The sequence below is a fragment of the Mycobacterium sp. E2479 genome, from assembly GCF_001667925.1.
Taxonomy (GTDB): domain Bacteria; phylum Actinomycetota; class Actinomycetes; order Mycobacteriales; family Mycobacteriaceae; genus Mycobacterium.
The window spans coordinates 57,951-74,895 of the sequence record NZ_LZJR01000068.1 but is presented as its reverse complement, the minus strand read 5'-3'; the positions used below and the strand labels follow the sequence as shown (position 1 = coordinate 74,895).

The following is a 16,945-nucleotide window of genomic DNA, read 5'->3' as shown; positions in this document are numbered from 1 at the left end:
TCACGCGGCGACGATGCAGAGCGAAGCGATGAGGTGGGGGCACCTTCCGTTTGCGGGGAGATGCAAAGCGGAGTCGATGAGAAGGAGTGGCACAAATGACTCAGCCGGCCAAGCTGCCTTGGTCTGAGTGGCTTCCGCAGCAACGGTGGTACGCCGGACGCAACCGCGAACTGTCCAGCGCCGAGGCCAGCGTGGTCGTCCCGCTCGACGATGGTCTTGACCTGGTGCTCGTCGACGCCGACTACGTCGACGGTTCCCGGCATCGCTATCAGGTGATCGTGCGGTGGGACGCCGCCCCGGTCTCCGAATACAGCCACGTCGCCACCATCGGCGCCGCGGACGACCGGACCGGCTTCGACGCCCTGTATGACGCCGATGCGCCGCGGTTTTTGCTCTCGCTGATCGACTCGTCCGCCTCACGCAGCGGGTCGGGCACCGAGGTGAACTTCGTCAAGGAACCGGATGCAACGCTGCCGCTGGAGGCGATGGCGCACGTATCCGATGCCGAGCAGTCCAATACCAGCGTCATCTTCGACCGCGACGCCATCTTCAAGGTGTTCCGCCGAATCAGCAGCGGCATCAACCCCGACATAGAGCTGAACCGCGTACTGGGCCGGGCGGGTAACCCGCACGTCGCGCGGCTGCTGGGCACATACGAAATGGCGGGTGCGGACGGCGGCGCCGACGCGGCGTGGCCGCTGGGCATGGTGACCGAGTTCGCCGCCAATTCCGCCGAAGGTTGGGCGATGGCCACCGCTAGCATCCGCGACCTGTTCGCCGAGGGCGACTTGTACGCGTACGAGGTCGGCGGCGACTTCGCCGGTGAGTCCTACCGGCTCGGCGAGGCCGTCGCGTCGGTGCACGCCACCTTGGCCGAGACGTTGGGTACCTCGCAGGCAGCCTTCCCGGTGGACAACGTGCTATCGCGGCTGTCCTCGACGGTGGCCCTGGTTCCCGCGCTCAAAGAGCACGCGGCGACGATCGAAGAGCGATACCAGAAGTTGGTCAGCGAGACGATCACCGTGCAGCGCATCCATGGCGATTTGCACCTGGGCCAGGTGCTGCGCACGCCGGAGCGCTGGTTGCTCATCGATTTCGAGGGCGAACCGGGGCAGCCGCTCGAGGAACGCCGCGCGCCCGACTCTGCGCTGCGGGACGTGGCCGGCGTGCTGCGGTCCTTCGAATACGCCGCCTACGGACCGTTGGTCGACCAGGCGGACGACAAGCAATTGGCGGCGCGCGCCCGGGAGTGGGTCGAGCGCAACCGGACGGCGTTTTGCGACGGCTACGCGGCCGCCTCCGGGACCGACCCACGCGACTCGGCGCAGCTGCTGGCCGCCTACGAGCTGGACAAGGCGGTCTACGAGGCCGGCTACGAGGCGCGGCACCGGCCGGGTTGGCTGCCAATTCCGTTGCGCTCCATCGCTCGTCTGACCGCCGCCTAGTCGCGATCGCGGGCGTGGCGGGGCCGGGCGCAACAGGTCGCCGCCATCGGACGTGCCCTGCGAGCGCCAGGGTGATCGAAAGATAATTCCTGCTGTTCGCCGGCTTCACGGTGGGCGCAACGGTCGGCGGCTTCGTCAGCACGTTGGTCACCGGGACGGGGATGTTGGTGGTGGCGACCGTCGTGTGCGGGCTGACGGCCGGCTACACCTATTCGACTCCGATCGCCCGGGCCTGCTCGACGAGGCGTGAAAAGAGCATCGGCAGTAGCGCTGACCGGTGCGCTACTGCCGATGCTGGCCTGCCGGTTCTTAGGTTGCCGGTTCTTAGGTTGCCGGTTGTGCTGGTTGCGCGGTGGTGGCGCTGGCCAGCAGCACCTGCTGCATGTCCGGCTTCATGGCCATCAACTGCTGATTCCAGTACGGCCACGAGTGCGTCCCGTTGGCCGGGAAGTTGAACACCGCGTTGCGTCCGCCCGCGGCCACGTAATTGTTCTGGAACTGCTGGTTGGTGCGCAACGTCAGGCCTTCCAGGAACTTGGCCGGCATGTTGTCACCGCCGAGATCGCTGGGGGTGCCGTTACCGCAGTAGACCCAGATGCGGGTGTTGTTGGCGACCAGCCGCGGGATTTGGATCATCGGGTCGTTGCGCTTCCACGCGGGGTCGCTGGACGGGCCCCACATGCTGTTGGCGTTGTAGCCGCCCGCGTCGTTCATCGCCAGCCCGATCAGCGTTGGCCACCAGCCCTCGGACGGGTTGAGGAAGCCCGACAGTGCGGCGGCGTACGGGAACTGTTGTGGGTAGTAGGCCGCCAGGATCAATGCGGAGCCACCCGACATCGACAGGCCCACCGCCGCGTTGCCGGCCGGGGAAACCTGCTTGTTGGCCTGCATCCACAACGGCATCTCCTGGGTCAGGAAGGTCTCCCACTTGTAGGTGTAGTTCTGTCCGTTACCCGACGACGGCTGGTACCAGTCGCTGTAGAAGCTGGACTGGCCGCCCACCGGCATAATCACCGACAGGCCGGACTGGTAGAACTCCTCGAACGCGGGGGTGTTGATGTCCCAGCCGTTGTAGTCGTCCTGCGCCCGCAGGCCATCGAGCAGGTAGACGGCGTGCGATCCGCCGCCCTGGAACTGGACCTTGATGTTGCGGCCCATCGACGGCGAGGGCACCTCAAGGTATTCCACGGGAAGGCCCGGTTTGGAGAAGGCCCCCGCGACGGGGGAGCCGCCGGAGGCTACCGCGAGACCGGACAGCAGGGAGGCACCCATAGCCGCGATCGCCAGTCGGCGCGGCATGATAGCCGCTGCGCCACGCAACTTTTCGAAGAACGACATAGCTCTCTACCCATCCCAACTTGCATCTGCCGCACGGTGCGGTCGAATTTGTTCTCGGGGAGTGAAACACAGCGGGAGCGCCGAATCCGACTGTCGCGGCCGCGATGACAGATCGCGGTTAGCTAACGATTGAGCCTCGCCCAGAAATCGTCACAGCCGGGTCACGATCGACTCTCGAAATCATCCGTCCACCTTGCGATGCGATAGCGCATGCACTATCGCATCGGCAACAGCATCAGGCAACCAGGCGGCGTAAAAGCGTTGATGCCGTGACGATTCCAAGAACAGCCGCCACCACCAGCACGACGATGTCCACGGGGTTGAAAGGGGTGCCGATCAGCAGGCCACGCAGTGCGTTCACCTCGTAACTCAGTGGGTTGACCTTGCTCAGCACGTGCAGCCACGTCGGCATCACGTCGACGGGGTACAGCGCGTTGGACGCAAAGAACAGCGGCATCGTGATCGCCTGGCCGATCCCCATCAGACGATCGCGGCTGCGCACCAGACCGGCCAGGGTCATGGACAGACACGCGAAGAACGCGGCGCCGAGCATGACGATGGCCATTGCGGACACGATCCGTAGCGGGTTGACCGTCAGGCCGATACCCATCACATACGCCAGCGCCAGTACGCCCACCACCTGGGCCACCGAACGGACGCCGGCTGCGAACGCCTTGCCGGTGATAAGCGCCGACGCCGGGGCCGGAGTCACCATGAGTTTGGCTAGTACGCCGGCGTCTCGATCCCAAATGATCTGTATCCCATAAAAAATGGAGATGAACAGCGCCGACTGGGCGATGATCCCCGGCGCCAGAAAAGCCAGGTACGACACCGATCCGGTGGGGATGACATGCAGGTGGCTGAACGTAGTCCCGAAGATCAACAGCCACAGCGCGGGCTGCACCATCCGGGTGACCAGCTCGGCCCTGTCGTGTTGCAGCTTCTGCAATTCGACGATCGCGAATGCTCCGATGCGACTGGACAGCGCGCCGATTCGTTGCCGGCCACGCGGGGCGCGGATCAGCGGACCGGCCACGGCGTTATCAACCGACACGACGCGCCACCTTTCTGCTGGATCGGATTTCGCGAATGGATCCGCCCGCTTCCGACGGATCCTCTTCGTCATCCAGACCCGATGCCGCGTAACGGCGGAACACATCCTCGAGGGTGGCCGATGGCGACACCGTCGCCTTCAACTTCTCAGGGGTGCCGACGGCCCGCAGTTGCCCGCGGTGCATCAGCGCGACCCGATCGCACAGCGCGTCGGCCTCCTCCATGTAATGGGTGGTCAGCAGCACGGTCATGCCGAACCGCGCCTGCATCTTGTGCACCTGTGCCCACACACCGTCGCGCGCGATCGGGTCCAGTCCGACGGTTGGTTCGTCGAGTACCAGCAGCGACGGGCGATTGACCAGCGCCTGCGCCACCTCGAGGCGGCGCACCATGCCGCCGGAGTATGACGACGCCAGCCGGTCGGCCACCTCCATGAGATCCATGGCGACCAGCGCCTGATCGACCCGCTCGGCGCGCTCGTTGCGGGCTACGCTGTACAGCCGCGCGAACCAAGCCACATTCTGCCGGCCGGTGAGTGCGGGCTCAATCGAAAGCTGTTGCGGCACATAGCCGATGTTGCTTCTGATGTCGGTTGTTTGGCGGCGCGCGTCCATTCCGAAGATACGCAGCTCGCCGTGCTGCACCGGGGTCAGCGTGGTCAGCATCCGGACCATAGTCGTCTTGCCGGCGCCATTGGGCCCCAGCAGGCCCATGGTTTCGCCGGGCCGTACCTGCAATGTCACATCGTCGACGGCGGTGAACTGACCGTAGCGATACGTCAGGTTTCGGCCGTCGATCGCCATCGGCAGTGATCCGCTCATGATCGACGCTCTTGCAGTTTTCGGGTCATCGTGTCGAGGACCTCCAATCCCTTTGTCAAAGACTCGATTTCGTCGTCGTCGAGTTCATCCATCACCTCGGCCAACAATGCCCGCCGGGTGGCGCGGGACGCGTCGACGACCTGCTGGGCGGGCTCTGCGAGCCGCAGTTGGCAGACCCGACGGTCGGTGTCTCCGGCCGTTCGCAGCAACAGCCCGCCGGACACCAGCTTGGTGACCAGGGTCGAGGCGGTGTTGGGCACCAGCCCGAGCTCGGCGGCCGCGGTGCTGACCGATATCCCCGGGCGACGCCCGACCAGCCACAACAGCTCCGATTGAGACTCGGAAAGCCGCGACGAATCGAACCCGCGGCCGGCCGACCTGCGGAGTTGTCGGCGGAATCTGCCGACGACACCGAACAGCTCGCCCGCCACATCAGTGCGCGATTTCATATTGCCCCCATAATACCTCTGTAGCCGAGCTATCTATGTGGAAGCTATGTGTGAGGTATGTACCCGTTACCGAGGCGATGCAGTACGACGTCGGTCAGCTCGCCGCCGTCGATGCGCGCGGTCATGTAGGTGCAGAACGGTTGTCGGCGGCGATCCGTCGGCGACCCGGGATTGAGCAGGCGCAAGCCGGTAGCCGTGGTGGTGTCCCACGGGATGTGGCTGTGCCCGAAGACCAGCACCTGACTGCCGGCGTAGAGCCGGGACATCCGGGCGTCGCGTCCGCTGGCGGCGCCGGTCTCATGCACGACGGTGAACCGCACCCCCGCCAAGCTCACGTGCGCTCGTTCGGGCAACCGCGCGCGCACGGCCGGGCCGTCATTGTTTCCCCAGCAACCCACCAGCCGGGCCGACCGTTCCTCGAGCTCGTCGAGGAACTCCGGCGCTATCCAGTCGCCGGCATGCACGACGACATCGGCCTCGGCCACCTCATCCCACACCGACGCGGGCAGGTCGCGGGCGCGTTTGGGGATGTGGGTGTCGGCAATCAGCAGAAGCCTCACAGCCCCATCTTGCGCCCGCGGTTGTCACCTCGCCGACGGCGCCAGGGCTTTTAAGGGCTTTGGGGCGTCCGCGGGCTCACCCAGCAGAAGCGAGCGAACGAGGCGACGCGGACCGAAGGGCCGGAGCATGGAGCTGGCCGGGCGTGGCCGCACCCGTTGCGGCCACCAGAACCACCGCCCGAGCAGCGCCGCGATCGACGGTGTCATCAACGAGCGCACGATCAGCGTGTCGAACAGCAAGCCAAGACCGATCGTGCTGCCGGCCTGGCCGATCGAGCGCAGGTCGCTGGCGACCATCGACATCATCGTGAAGGCGAACACCAGGCCCGCCGAGGTGACCACCCCGCCGGTCTCGCCCATCGAGCGGACGATGCCCGTTTTCAGCCCCGCCCCGATCTCCTCCTGGAACCGCGACACCAGCAGCAGGTTGTAGTCGGATCCGACCGCCAGCAAAATGATCAACCCGAAAACCGGCGCGATCCAGTTCAATTCGAGACCGAACAGGTGTTGCCAGACCAAGACCGACAGGCCGAAGGCGGCACCCAGTGACAGCAGCACCGTGCCGACGATCGCCAGGGATGCGACCAACGCACGCGTGATGATCAGCATGACGACGAAGATCAGCGTCAGCGCCGCGAGTCCCACGATCAGCAGGTCGTAATGGGAGCCCGCTTGGATGTCGCGATAGATGGCCGCGGTGCCGGCGAGGTAGAACGTGGCGCCGGTCAGGGTCGTCCCCTTGACCGCTTGATGGGCGGCGGTCAGTTCCGGCATCACCGCGGAGATGCCCGCAGGCGTCGCCGGGTCGGCGTCATGGGTGATGATGAAGCGCGCGGCCCGACCGTCCGGCGACAAGAAGAGCTTCAGACCGCGCTGAAAGTCAGGATTCTGGAACGCTTCCGGCGGCAGGTAGAAGTAGTCGCCACCGCGCGAGGCGTCGAAGGCCTGGCCCATCGCGCTGGCCGTGTCGGTCATCTGGGACATTTGCGTGATCAGACCGGAGAAGCTGCTGTGCATGGTTAGCAGCGTCCCCTGCATGGATTTGGCGACGGCGATGATCGGCGGGAGTTCGGCGAGCATCTGGGGCAGTATCGCGTCGACGTTGTTCACGTCCTTGATGAGCGTGCTCATGTTCTCGCTGAACTTGTCCACACCGTCGATCGCCTCGAACACCGACCTCGACGCCCAGCACACCGGGATGTTGAAGCAGTGTTGCTCCCAATACAGGTAGTTGCGGAACGGCCGCGCGAAGTCGTCGAAATCCGCCAGGTGGTCCCGCATCTCGTCCAGTGTGGCTTGCATCTCGTGCATGTCGCCGACCATGCGATGGGTCGCGCCGCTCATCTGCCCGAGCAGGCCCTGCATCCGCTGCATCGAGGTGGTCCAAGCGCCGAGGTCGTCGCTCATCCTGAGCATGTCGTCCGAGCGGTCCTTCATGAACTGAATGTTCTGCCGGATCGGAATCGATTGAGCACTGATCTGGAACGGTATGGACGTGTGCTCGATTGGACCACCCAGCGGCCGGGTGATGCTCTGCACCATTGCGATTCCGGGCGAATTGAAGACGTTCTTGGCGATTCGATCCAGGATGATCATGTCGCCGCTGTTGCGCATGTCGTGATCGGCTTCGATCATGAGGATGTCGGGATTCATTGTGGCGGCGCTGAAATGGCGCTCGGCGGCCGCATAGCCGACGTTCGACGGCAGGTTGTGGGGTATGTAGAAGCGGTCGTTGTAGCTGACCTTCATGCTCGGCATGATCAGGATGCCGACGATCGCGATGACCAGAGAGGCCGCGAAGACCGGACCGGGCCAGCGGACGGTGGCTGTGCCGATGCGGCGCCACCCGCGCGTCTTGATCATCCGTCTGGGCTCGAGCAAGCCGAACCGGGTGGCCACCGCAACGACGGCGGGGGCGGCGGTCATCGCTCCCGCCACGACGACGAGCAATCCCAGGGCGGACGGGATCCCGAGCGCCTTGAAGTAGGACAGCCGCGCCAAGTGCAGGCAGAACGTGGCCCCGGCGATCGTCAACCCGGAGCCTAAAATGATGTGCGAGGTTCCACGAAACATCGTGTAGTAGGCGGCTTCTCGATCTTGGCCGGCCTGACGCGCCTCCTGGTAACGCCCGATGAGAAAAATCGCGTAATCGGTACCCGCTGCGATCGCCAACGAGGACAGCATCGCCACGACGAATGTCGAAAATCCCAACAGCTCGTTGTTCCCCAGTAGTGCGACAAGCCCTCTGGCCGTACCCATCTCGAACCCGACCATGACAAGGACCAGAAGCACTGTGCTGATGGAACGATAGGCGATGAAGAGCATGATCATGATGACCACGCTCGTGACTCCCATCATCTTGAACATGCTCTTGTCGGCGGCCTCGTTCATGTCCGTGGTCAGCGGGGCGGGACCGGTGACGTAGACGTTGAGCCCTTTGGGGGGCTCTGACTTGTCGACGACCCTTCGCACCGCGTCCACGGACTGGTTGCCCAGGGTGCTGCCCTGGTTGCCGGCCAGGTTGAGTTGGACGTAAGCGGCTTTGCCGTCCCGGCTCTGGACACCGGCGGCGGTCAGGGGGTCGCCCCAGACGTTTTGGACATGCTGCACGTGCTTGGGGTCGGCTTGCAGTCTTGTCACCAAGACGTCGTAGTACCGGTGCGCCTCGTCACCTAGTGGACTGCTGCTCTCCATGACGATCATCGCGGTGCTGTCGGAGTCCGACTCGTGGAAGGTTGCGCCGATGCGCTTGGCGGCGATCATCGCCGGCGCGTCCTGCGGCGACATCGTCACCGCGTGGTTGCGTGCGACCGACTCGATCGGAGGCACAAGGACATTCAGTGCGACGGTCAGCAGTAGCCATCCGAGGATGATGGGCCAGGCGAACCTGCGGACGAACCGCATGAACCTCGGACGAGCGTCGGTGCCGGTGTTCATCCGGCTTTGACCAGACAGGAAGTTTGGGCGTGGCGCCCGGCTGTGGATCGCTCGTCCTTGACCTCGCCGTTGACGGTGATGCGGCATCCGATGTCGTCGCTGTTGCCTTGTGCCACCACGCTGGCGATCACGGCCGGCACGGTCGTCGTGACCGTGAAGGTCCAGGGCAGGGTGGTGAAGTCCGCTTGTTCCGGCTGCGCGTTCTTGTCGAGGTAACTCACGCTTCCGGAGGTGCCGCTGGGTCCGTAGACCTCGTAGGTGACGTGCTTGACATGCGAGGCCTCAAGAGGTTCGGCGCTGCTGCCGGTTGCGGTGAAGATCGCGTCGGACCCGAAAACACCGCGGAGCCGGTCGACGGCAATACCGCCGAGGGCAACCGCCACCACGACGACGAGCGGCACCCAAGCCCGTTTGAGAAACGTGGACATTGAGTTTCCTTTCTCTCGTGACCTGGTCTTTCTGGTACGGAGTCTCGACCCGCATCGGCGCAGCCAATAGAGCCATTTGGCCCCCGCCTTGGGTCGGCAGGCATACCTCGCGGGGATCGCGTGCTACGTACCGGCAAGCCGCAGCGTGAACCGTAGGTCAACTAATACTATACCCCCGGGGGTATCAGCCAACCGCCGTGGTATACCCCGCCGGGTATGGTATGAAGGAGGTATGGCAAAGGAAGCACGCGGCGACGCAGCGATTAATGGTGGCGTCGCCGGGCATAACCGAGGTGACATCGATGCGGTCCTTGCCCGGTTGCGCCGAGCGCAGGGTCAACTCGGGGGTGTCATCTCGATGATCGAGCAGGGACGCAGTTGCAAGGACGTCGTCACCCAGCTGGCGGCGGTATCGAGAGCCCTGGATCGCGCGGGATTCAAGATCATCGCCTCCGGCCTGCGGGACTGCATCACGTCATCAGAAGACCGGCCGGCCGGTGCGTCACCGCCGTCGATGGATGAGCTGGAAAAGCTGTTCCTGAGCCTGGCCTGACCGCCCGGCTGCTAGGAGAAGAGGAAAGGGCAGATGTCTTTCACCCGAAGCGATCAGACCGGACCGCAGGTGACATTGTGGCTGGACCCGGTGTGTCCGTTCTCGTGGAACACCGCACGCTGGTTGCGTGCCGTCGCCGAGCGGACGGGAATGGGCATCGATTGGCAACTGATGAGCCTGGCGGTCCTCAACGAGGGACGCGAACTGCCGCCCCCGCAGCAGGCCCGGATGCGTGACTCGCAGCAGGTCGGCCGACTGATGGTAGCCATCGCCCGTGACGGCGGCACCGACGGATGGACCGCCGCGTATTTCGCCTTCGGCGAGCGGTATTTCGAGCATTCCGAGCCCGTCGATGCGAATCTTGTTGCGCACGTTTTGATGACGGCGGGGGTCGGCGGCGCCACGGCGGCCGCGGTTACGGACGAATCGTTGGACGCGTCGATCCGGCTGCAACATCAAGCGGCGCAGGACGCGCTGGGTGAGATGGGCGGCAGCCCGATTCTGCGAATCGATGGACACACGTTTTTCGGGCCGGTTCTCACCGGTGTACCGGCCGCGAAGGACGCCACCGCGGTGTTCGACGCGGTCGCCAGCTTGGCCGCAACCCCGCAGTTCGCCCAGCTGCAACGGCCGCGCACCGCGGCCTAGCTGCTATCGGGCGGAATCCGGGGTAGTTCAACGCTGAAATGAGGAGGAAAAGATGACATCAGGATTGACCACCACGCTGCACACCTCGTTCGAGGACGCGGTGGATCGGACGACAAAGGCACTGGCCGAGCAGGGATTCGGCGTCCTGACCACGATCGACGTGAAAGCCACGCTGAAGCAAAAGCTCGGCGAGGATATGGAGAACTATCTCATCCTGGGTGCCTGCAACCCGGTGCTGGCGCATCGCGCGCTCGGCATCCACCGCCAGATCGGCCAGCTATTGCCGTGCAACGTGGTGGTGCGGTCGGACCCCGCCGGCGACGGCGACGCAATACTGGTCGAGGCGATGGACCCCCAAGTCATGGTCAAGGTGACCGAGGAGGCGGGGGCGCTGCAGGACGTGGCGGACCAGGCCACCGCCAAGCTGAAGGCGGCGATTAGCGCGCTAGCCTAGCCCGCTGCCGCATCCCCCGGTGTCGCCCGGACATCGCGCTCGCGGCGCCCAGTTCACCTGAAAGGTGTTGACCTGCCGGCGCTTTCAGGGCTGGTACTGCAGAAGTTGACTGCACCTGCGATGGTGGTCGCGCTTTCGTCCGTGCCCATGGTGGTGTCGTTGGTGCTGCTCGTTCACCATGGGCGGCCGTGTGTGTCCAGCGTCGCGTACGTCGGCGGCAGGCTGGTTTCACTTGGTGTGCTCACCGCCGCGTTTATGCACGTTTGGCGGCTGTTCGACGTGCTGCTCAGCCCCGGCCCCCCGTGGGCCGACTGGGCGGCGGTCATGGCGGTCCGAGAGCGTGATATCCCGCAGTTCGAGAGGCTCGATGAGGGAGTGCAGGTCTTTGGTGAGGTTCTCGTAGGTGTACCCGGTGAGGGGCTTGTCGCTGCGCGGCGAACCCGCGCCGCCGGTGTCGTCGACGTGCAGGTAGGTGTCCTTGAAGATGCCGTGGTGCGCGGTCACGTCGGGCATGCGGTGGCCTTCCGTGCGGTTGGAGGTTGTGTCCACCGGCTACTACCCGCGGCTGCTTCGGACAAACCGGTCGGTGCCTCGGCCGGATGCCCGGGCATCGATGCCCGGCGCTATTGTTAGCAGCCGAAACCAAGGAGAAACTTCAATGCGCACCTTCGAATCAGTCACCGAACTCGCCGCTGCCGCGGGCGAAGACCTCGGGCACAGCGACTGGGTCACCATCACCCAGGAAGACGTCAACCTGTTCGCCGATGCGACCGGCGATCACCAGTGGATCCACGTCGATCCGGAACGGGCCGCGTCGGGTCCGTTCGGCACGACCATCGCCCACGGCTTCATGACCTTGGCGCTTTTGCCGCGGCTGCAGCACCAGATCTACACCGTCAACGGAATCAAGCTCGCAATCAACTACGGCCTCAATAAAGTTCGGTTCCCCGCCCCGGTCCCCGTCGGCTCTCGGGTGCGCGCGCAGAGTTCGTTGGTCAGCGTCGATGACGTCGGTAACGGCGCCGTGCAGGCGACCATCTCGACCACGGTCGAGATCGAGGGCTCGGCCAAGCCGGCGTGTGTGGCCGAAAGCGTGGTTCGTTTCGTCGCCTGACGCCGTCAGCGCCTCAGCCACGAGACATAAACCACGCATATTCTTCTCGGCGAGTCGGGTGCGCAGGTTATGTGTCGCGACGGGGGGCGCGCCTTAAAACTCGGCGACCGCGTGTTCCAGCCGCTCGGCCAGTCGCGCCTGCGCCTCGGCGCGCCGGGTCGGGATATGGGCGGAGGGGAAAGGCGTTGTCACCGGCTCATATTCATGCAGGGTTCGGCGCGCGACCGTCATCTTGTGCAGCTCGGTGGCCCCGTCGGCGATGCCCAGCGATTCGGCGGCTACCAGCATCTTGACGAACGGCATCTCGTCGGAGACGCCCAGCGCGCCGTGCAGGTGCAGGGCTCGCTGGGCGACATCATGCAGCACCTGCGGCATGGCCACCTTCACCGCCGCGATGTCACGTCGGACCTTCTGATAGTCGTGGTGCTTGTCGATCAACCACGCGGTGCGCAGCACCAGCAGCCTGAACTGCTCGATCTGGATCCAGCTGTCGGCGATCTTCTCCTGGGTCATCTGGAAGTCGGCCAGTTTCCCGTGCCTGGTCTGGCGCGAGACCGCGCGCTCGCACATCATGTCGAAAGCCTTTCGCGCCAACGCAATAGTTCGCATAGCGTGATGGATTCGGCCACCACCGAGTCGGGTTTGGGCGATCATGAACGCCGAGCCTTCGCCACCGAGCACATGGTCGGCCGGGACGCGCACATCGTTGTAGCGGACGTATCCGTGCGAGCCGTGCCTGCCCGATTCGCCTCCTACGGCGACGTTGCGGATGATCTCGATCCCGGGTGTCTCGCCCGGGACGATGAACAGCGACATCTTGTCGTACGTGCGCGCATCCGGCTTGGTCACCGCCATCACGATGAAGAACGACGCGTGCTTGGCATTGCTGGAAAACCACTTCTCCCCGTTGATGACCCAGTCGTCTCCGTCCCGGGTCGCGGTTGTCACGAACATCCCCGGATCCGAACCACCCTGCGGTTCGGTCATCGAGTAGCACGAGGTGATCTCGCCATCCAGCAGCGGCTGCAGGTAGCGCGCCTTCTGCTCATCGGTGCCAAACAGCGCGAGGATCTCGGCGTTGCCGGAATCCGGTGCCTGACAGCCGAACACCGAAGGCGCCCAACGGGAACGCCCGAGGATCTCATTCAGGAGCGCGAGCTTGACCTGACCGAAGCCCTGCCCGCCGAGCTCGGGGCGCAGGTGAGCGGCCCACAGTCCCTGGTCCTTCACCTGCTGTTGCAGCGGCCGCAGGATGGCCATCATCTCGGCGTTTTGCTTGTCGTAGGGGTCGAGGGCGACCAGGTCGAGCGGTTCCAGCTCTTCGACCATGAACTTTTCGACCCAGTCCAGCTTTGCCTGGTACTCGGGGTCTGTTTCGAAGTCCCACACGGTGGCCAACCAATCCCCGGCGCAACGGCGCGCCGGACTCGTTGATGAAGCCACCCCATCCTAGAGCGGGGCTTTCAGCTCGTATCCGGCAAGGACCTATTCGCGCTCGCCGCGGGTCTCGATGATCCGCTGGGCGATGTCGACGAGTTTCATCTGGTTCTCCTGCGAGAGCATCCGCAGCAACTCGAAGGCCCGGACGTCGTCGACGCCGAAGCGTTCCATGATGATGCCCTTGGCCTGACCGATGCGGTCCCGAGTCGATACCGCCGAATACAGTTGCTCCGCATGGCTTCCGGCCAGGATCGCCGCGGCGGCGTGCGCGGCGAACACCGACCCGATGGTTTCGCTTTCGGTGTCCCACACATTGGTTTGGTGGCCGAACAGGTTCAGTGCGCCGGCCGTGCGATCCGCGGTGTACAGCTTGAAGGACAGGCTGCTGAGCACACCGAGCTCGACCGCGGCGGGCGCATATTTCGGCCAGCGTGACTCGCTACGCAGGTCGTCGCTGCGCACAATCGTCTCCTGCAGGGCGGCCTCGGCACACGGCCCCTCACCGAAGTCGTGCTGCAGCTTGTCGAGCTGCGCGGCCAGGCCGTCGGTTTCGCCCAGCGATTCGAAGTCGCCGCCCTTTTTCACCAGCAGCACACCCGCGACGTCAGCTCCCGGTATCACCTCCACCGCCATGGCGGTCACGTCGCCAAGCACCTGCTCGAGGCGGCGCGGCGCGGCCAGCCCGCGGGCGAGCTCGGCCATCCGCACCGCCAGCGCGTGGTGGAAACCCGGGTCCGAAACGTCCATAGGACCCCGATTCTGCATGATTCGCCGACCGCGCGTAACCGCGCGGTCGCGTTCAGCGCAGCTTCGGTAAAACGTTCGCGCGGTAGAAGTCGATGGCGACGACGGGATCGTCCTGGGGAAAGTGCAGGAACGGGATGGCACCGGCGTCCAGTACACGCTGCACGGCCTCGATGTGCGTGGCTGGGTCGGTGCCGACGGTCCAGCCCGCTAACACCTTGTCAACGGGGTTGGACTCGGCCGCGCGCTGGATCTCGACGGGATTGGGCTGATCGACGGCCCCGGCCGTGAAACGCCACAGTGTGGCGGCCCGGGTCGCCATGGCGTTGTCGCCGACGACGGCGAACAGTTCGGCACGCTTGCTCAGCGTTCCGGCATCACGGCCGGCCTTTTGCGCGCCGGCAGCGAAGGCCGCCAACAGTTTTGGATCCGTCACATCGTGGGCCTGGGTGATCCAGCCGTCACCGCGCTGTCCGGCGAGTCGCGCGCTCTTCGGGCCGGCGGCGGCCACGAAAATCGGCGGGGGCGTGGCCGGGACATCGTAGAGCTTCAGCGAATTCGTCTGGAAATACCGCCCCGAGAAGGAAATTCGCGACCCACTCCACAGTTGGCGGATCAGGTCGATCGCTTCGGCCAGCCGGTCGTGGCGCTCGGCGTAGTTACCGTAGGTGTTGGTGGTGGCCTGTTCGTTGAGCCGCTCGCCGGTGCCAACGCCGAGAAACACCCTGCCCGGGTTGAGGATCGCCAGGGAGGCGAAGGCCTGGGCGACCGTCGCCGGGTGGTAGCGATAGGTGGGACACGTGACCCCGGTTCCGAACGAAACGCGACTGGTCTTGCTGCCGACCAGCGCCAGCGTCAGCCAGGGAAACATCGCGTGGCCTTCGTTGTCCTGCCAGGGCTGGATGTGGTCACTGGCCCACACGTACCGAAAGCCGGCCTCCTCGGCCGCCTGAGCCTGTGCCACCAGCCGATCGGTGCGGAACTGCTCGTGGGAGAGCACGAAGCCCACGCCCTTGCCCGGCGCCGGCGTTGGACCGCGGGACGTGGCATGCTCGCCAGCCGGTTTCGCGCATCCATCGGCCAGTCCGACCGATCCGAGCACGCCCGCGCCGGCTGCCACCCGCCCGAATGCTCGCCGCGAGATGCCGGTCACCGGATCGGCATACCCGTCCCGCCGGGGCTCACACGCACTAGCCTGATGCTGATGACCCCGCAGGTCCGACCGGCAGTCAAGGCTGATATCCGCGAACTTTCCCGCACGCTGGCGCGCGCGTTCCACGACGACCCGGTGACGATCTGGCTGATTCCCGATCAGGACAAGCGGACCGCACAGCTGTCCCGACTGTTCGCGACGATGACGCGCCACCACCACCTGGCACGCGGGGGCGTGGAGATAGCCCACGTCGACGCGGGTATCGGCGCGGCGGCGCTGTGGGATCCGCCCAACCAGTGGCGGGAGACAACCGGTGGGCAGCTGGCCATGACGCCGACCTTCATTCGGGTGTTCGGCGTGCGCTCGATGCGCGGACGCGCGATACAGGAATTGATGAAGAGCCTGCACCCCGAGGAACCACACTGGTATCTGGCCGTGATCGGAAGCGATCCGGCCGTCCGCGGCACGGGATTCGGTCAGGCGCTGATGAGGTCGCGGCTGGACCGCTGCGACGCCGAGTACTGCCCGGCCTATCTCGAGTCGAGCAAGCCCGAAAACGTGCCGTACTACGAGCGATTCGGCTTCACGGTCACCCGCGAGATCGTGCTGCCCGACGGTGGTCCGAGCCTGTGGGCCATGTGGCGCCCGCCGCGGTAGCCGCGCTTGACGGCTCCGCGCCCGCGTTTAACCCCCTGAATACGCGGGCAACCGTCTCGGCATGAGCGATAACCCCCAAGCCGACGAACAGGTGGATCCCGCGGACTTCCCCGAAGAGGGCGGCCCGGGTGACACCTTGAACGCGAGCGAAGGTACCGACTCGGACGAATTGCGCAACGACGACGGCGACATCGTGGTCGACCCTCCCGAGGGCTGGAGCGAGGCCAACAAGTTCGGCGTGACGGCCAGGGAAGAACGTGAGGGCGAATCCCTCGACGCCCGGTTGGCCGCCGAGGAACCCGACGTTCCCGATGCGATCGAGCCCGTCGACGACACCCCTCGGCGCGCCCATCGAGGCCAGATCGACGGCACGCCGGAGGACGGCGACTCGCTGTACGACGTCGTCGACGAGTAAGTCAGTGCTCGGCTGTTTACTCCAGTCGACGTAATCAAGGAGTGCTTCGCCAGCCGGCGATGCCGGTTGCGATCATCCTCAACTGCTTGACCGCGAGCCGGCGGATGTCGTCGGTCGCCTCTGTGCTCTGCGAATCCTCGATAGCCTCCGCGATCACGATCATGGCGTTGACGAACAGGGTGGCCAGCACGTTGAGATCCTCGGTGGTCCACTTGTTCAGCCCGGGGAATCGCGCCAGGTCGGTGGCCAGTTCGGACGTGATCAACCGGATCTCGGTGCGAATCGCGTACCGCAGCACCGACAGGCCGCTGTTGCGCTCCCTGCCGATGAGCCGCCAGTGTTCGCGCCTGTCGGCAACGCTGGCGACCAGGATCTCGACGGAGGACTCGATCACACGGTTCGGGTCGAGCTTGCCGGCACGCGCATCGCGCAGGGTGTCGCGCAAGCTCCGGAACGATTCGTCGATCAAGACGAGGCCCAGGGCTTCCATCGAATCGAAATGCCGGTAGAACGCCGCCGGAACGATGCCGACCTCACGGGTCACCTCGCGCAGACTCAGGCTGGAGAAGCTGCGGTCTTGCAGCAGCTTGAGGGCCGCGGCGATGATGGCCCGGCGAGTCGCCTCCTTGCGTTCCTCCCGCGACTGGCTGTCGCGCGAGCGCTCGCGGCTTGAGCCGCGCCCGCGTGAGCTAGGAGTACGGCTGTTCACTGTGTGAACCCTACCACAGCCAGGCAT

Annotated in this window: 18 protein-coding genes and 2 pseudogenes; 8 read left to right on the top strand and 12 right to left on the bottom strand. The window is 65.2% G+C overall.

The genetic code is table 11. From position 1 onward, the window contains the following. The first annotated feature begins 95 nt into the window (after positions 1-95). Positions 96-1,445, top strand: a complete 1,350-nt coding sequence (locus A5686_RS08250; RefSeq protein WP_067932937.1) for a maltokinase — start codon at positions 96-98, stop codon at positions 1,443-1,445. An 86-nt stretch (positions 1,446-1,531) separates the two neighbouring features. Further along, positions 1,532-1,695, top strand: a pseudogene (locus tag A5686_RS28395) (DUF1275 domain-containing protein); the annotation flags it as partial. Between the two features lie 74 nt (positions 1,696-1,769). Here A5686_RS28395 and ag85C read toward each other — a convergent pair. The 7 genes from ag85C to A5686_RS08215 all read right to left on the bottom strand — a co-directional run bounded on the left by ag85C (position 1,770) and on the right by A5686_RS08215 (position 9,031). After that, positions 1,770-2,783 carry a diacylglycerol acyltransferase/mycolyltransferase Ag85C gene (gene ag85C / locus A5686_RS08245; RefSeq protein WP_067932935.1) on the bottom strand — a complete coding sequence of 338 codons (1,014 nt, stop codon included), beginning with the start codon at positions 2,781-2,783 and terminating at the stop codon, positions 1,770-1,772. 235 nt (positions 2,784-3,018) lie between these two features. After that, complete coding sequence (locus tag A5686_RS08240; protein ID WP_067932933.1) at positions 3,019-3,837, bottom strand: ABC transporter permease; 819 nt, start codon at positions 3,835-3,837, stop codon at positions 3,019-3,021. Continuing rightward, positions 3,827-4,657, bottom strand: coding sequence for an ATP-binding cassette domain-containing protein (locus A5686_RS08235; RefSeq protein WP_067932931.1), 831 nt, complete (start codon positions 4,655-4,657; stop codon positions 3,827-3,829). The genes A5686_RS08240 and A5686_RS08235 overlap by 11 nt, the downstream gene beginning before the upstream one ends. Next, positions 4,654-5,106: a MarR family winged helix-turn-helix transcriptional regulator gene (locus tag A5686_RS08230; RefSeq protein WP_067932929.1), complete on the bottom strand. Its 453-nt coding sequence runs from the start codon at positions 5,104-5,106 to the stop codon at positions 4,654-4,656. The genes A5686_RS08235 and A5686_RS08230 overlap by 4 nt, the downstream gene beginning before the upstream one ends. Positions 5,107-5,150: 44 nt before the next feature. Further along, a complete protein-coding gene (locus tag A5686_RS08225; protein ID WP_067932928.1) occupies positions 5,151-5,666 on the bottom strand; it encodes a metallophosphoesterase in 516 nt (171 codons plus the stop codon). Positions 5,667-5,690: 24 nt separating this feature from the next. Next, positions 5,691-8,603, bottom strand: coding sequence for an RND family transporter (locus A5686_RS08220; protein WP_067932925.1), 2,913 nt, complete (start codon positions 8,601-8,603; stop codon positions 5,691-5,693). After that, positions 8,600-9,031, bottom strand: coding sequence for an MmpS family transport accessory protein (locus A5686_RS08215; RefSeq protein ID WP_067932924.1), 432 nt, complete (start codon positions 9,029-9,031; stop codon positions 8,600-8,602). The genes A5686_RS08220 and A5686_RS08215 overlap by 4 nt, the downstream gene beginning before the upstream one ends. Before the next feature lie 232 nt (positions 9,032-9,263). Here A5686_RS08215 and A5686_RS08210 point away from each other — a divergent pair, with 232 nt between their 5' ends. The 3 genes from A5686_RS08210 to A5686_RS08200 are packed head-to-tail and all read left to right on the top strand — an operon-like array spanning position 9,264 to position 10,686. Next, positions 9,264-9,584 (top strand): metal-sensitive transcriptional regulator, encoded by a 321-nt coding sequence (locus A5686_RS08210; protein WP_067932922.1) that lies wholly within the window; start codon positions 9,264-9,266, stop codon positions 9,582-9,584. Between the two features lie 33 nt (positions 9,585-9,617). Beyond that, a complete protein-coding gene (locus A5686_RS08205) occupies positions 9,618-10,232 on the top strand; it encodes a hypothetical protein (protein WP_067932920.1) in 615 nt (204 codons plus the stop codon). Between the two features lie 52 nt (positions 10,233-10,284). Continuing rightward, on the top strand, positions 10,285-10,686 hold the full coding sequence (locus A5686_RS08200) for a DUF302 domain-containing protein (RefSeq protein ID WP_067932918.1): 402 nt from the start codon (positions 10,285-10,287) through the stop codon (positions 10,684-10,686). A gap of 336 nt (positions 10,687-11,022) precedes the next feature. On the opposite strand, the pseudogene A5686_RS28390 reads toward A5686_RS08200, so the two are convergent. Beyond that, a pseudogene (locus A5686_RS28390) lies at positions 11,023-11,199 on the bottom strand (alpha/beta hydrolase); the annotation flags it as partial. A 145-nt stretch (positions 11,200-11,344) separates the two neighbouring features. On the opposite strand from A5686_RS28390, the gene A5686_RS08190 reads away from it, so the two are divergent. Next, on the top strand, positions 11,345-11,800 hold the full coding sequence (locus A5686_RS08190) for a MaoC family dehydratase (protein WP_067932913.1): 456 nt from the start codon (positions 11,345-11,347) through the stop codon (positions 11,798-11,800). A gap of 93 nt (positions 11,801-11,893) precedes the next feature. Here A5686_RS08190 and A5686_RS08185 read toward each other — a convergent pair whose 3' ends face one another. The 3 genes from A5686_RS08185 to A5686_RS08175 form a co-directional block, all read right to left on the bottom strand. Beyond that, positions 11,894-13,189, bottom strand: a complete 1,296-nt coding sequence (locus A5686_RS08185; RefSeq protein WP_067932911.1) for an acyl-CoA dehydrogenase family protein — start codon at positions 13,187-13,189, stop codon at positions 11,894-11,896. Between the two features lie 96 nt (positions 13,190-13,285). Further along, positions 13,286-13,987: a GAF and ANTAR domain-containing protein gene (locus tag A5686_RS08180; protein WP_067932909.1), complete on the bottom strand. Its 702-nt coding sequence runs from the start codon at positions 13,985-13,987 to the stop codon at positions 13,286-13,288. 52 nt (positions 13,988-14,039) lie between these two features. Beyond that, on the bottom strand, positions 14,040-15,137 hold the full coding sequence (locus tag A5686_RS08175) for a F420-dependent hydroxymycolic acid dehydrogenase (protein ID WP_067932907.1): 1,098 nt from the start codon (positions 15,135-15,137) through the stop codon (positions 14,040-14,042). Positions 15,138-15,188: 51 nt separating this feature from the next. Here A5686_RS08175 and A5686_RS08170 point away from each other — a divergent pair, with 51 nt between their 5' ends. Together A5686_RS08170 and A5686_RS08165 are read left to right on the top strand one after the other, a co-directional pair. After that, a complete protein-coding gene (locus A5686_RS08170; RefSeq protein ID WP_067933034.1) occupies positions 15,189-15,794 on the top strand; it encodes a GNAT family N-acetyltransferase in 606 nt (201 codons plus the stop codon). 61 nt (positions 15,795-15,855) lie between these two features. Beyond that, positions 15,856-16,209: a hypothetical protein gene (locus A5686_RS08165; RefSeq protein WP_067932905.1), complete on the top strand. Its 354-nt coding sequence runs from the start codon at positions 15,856-15,858 to the stop codon at positions 16,207-16,209. A gap of 34 nt (positions 16,210-16,243) precedes the next feature. Here the strand turns inward: A5686_RS08165 and A5686_RS08160 are convergent, their stop codons facing one another. Next, positions 16,244-16,945 carry a TetR family transcriptional regulator gene (locus A5686_RS08160; RefSeq protein WP_197520515.1) on the bottom strand — a complete coding sequence of 234 codons (702 nt, stop codon included), beginning with the start codon at positions 16,943-16,945 and terminating at the stop codon, positions 16,244-16,246.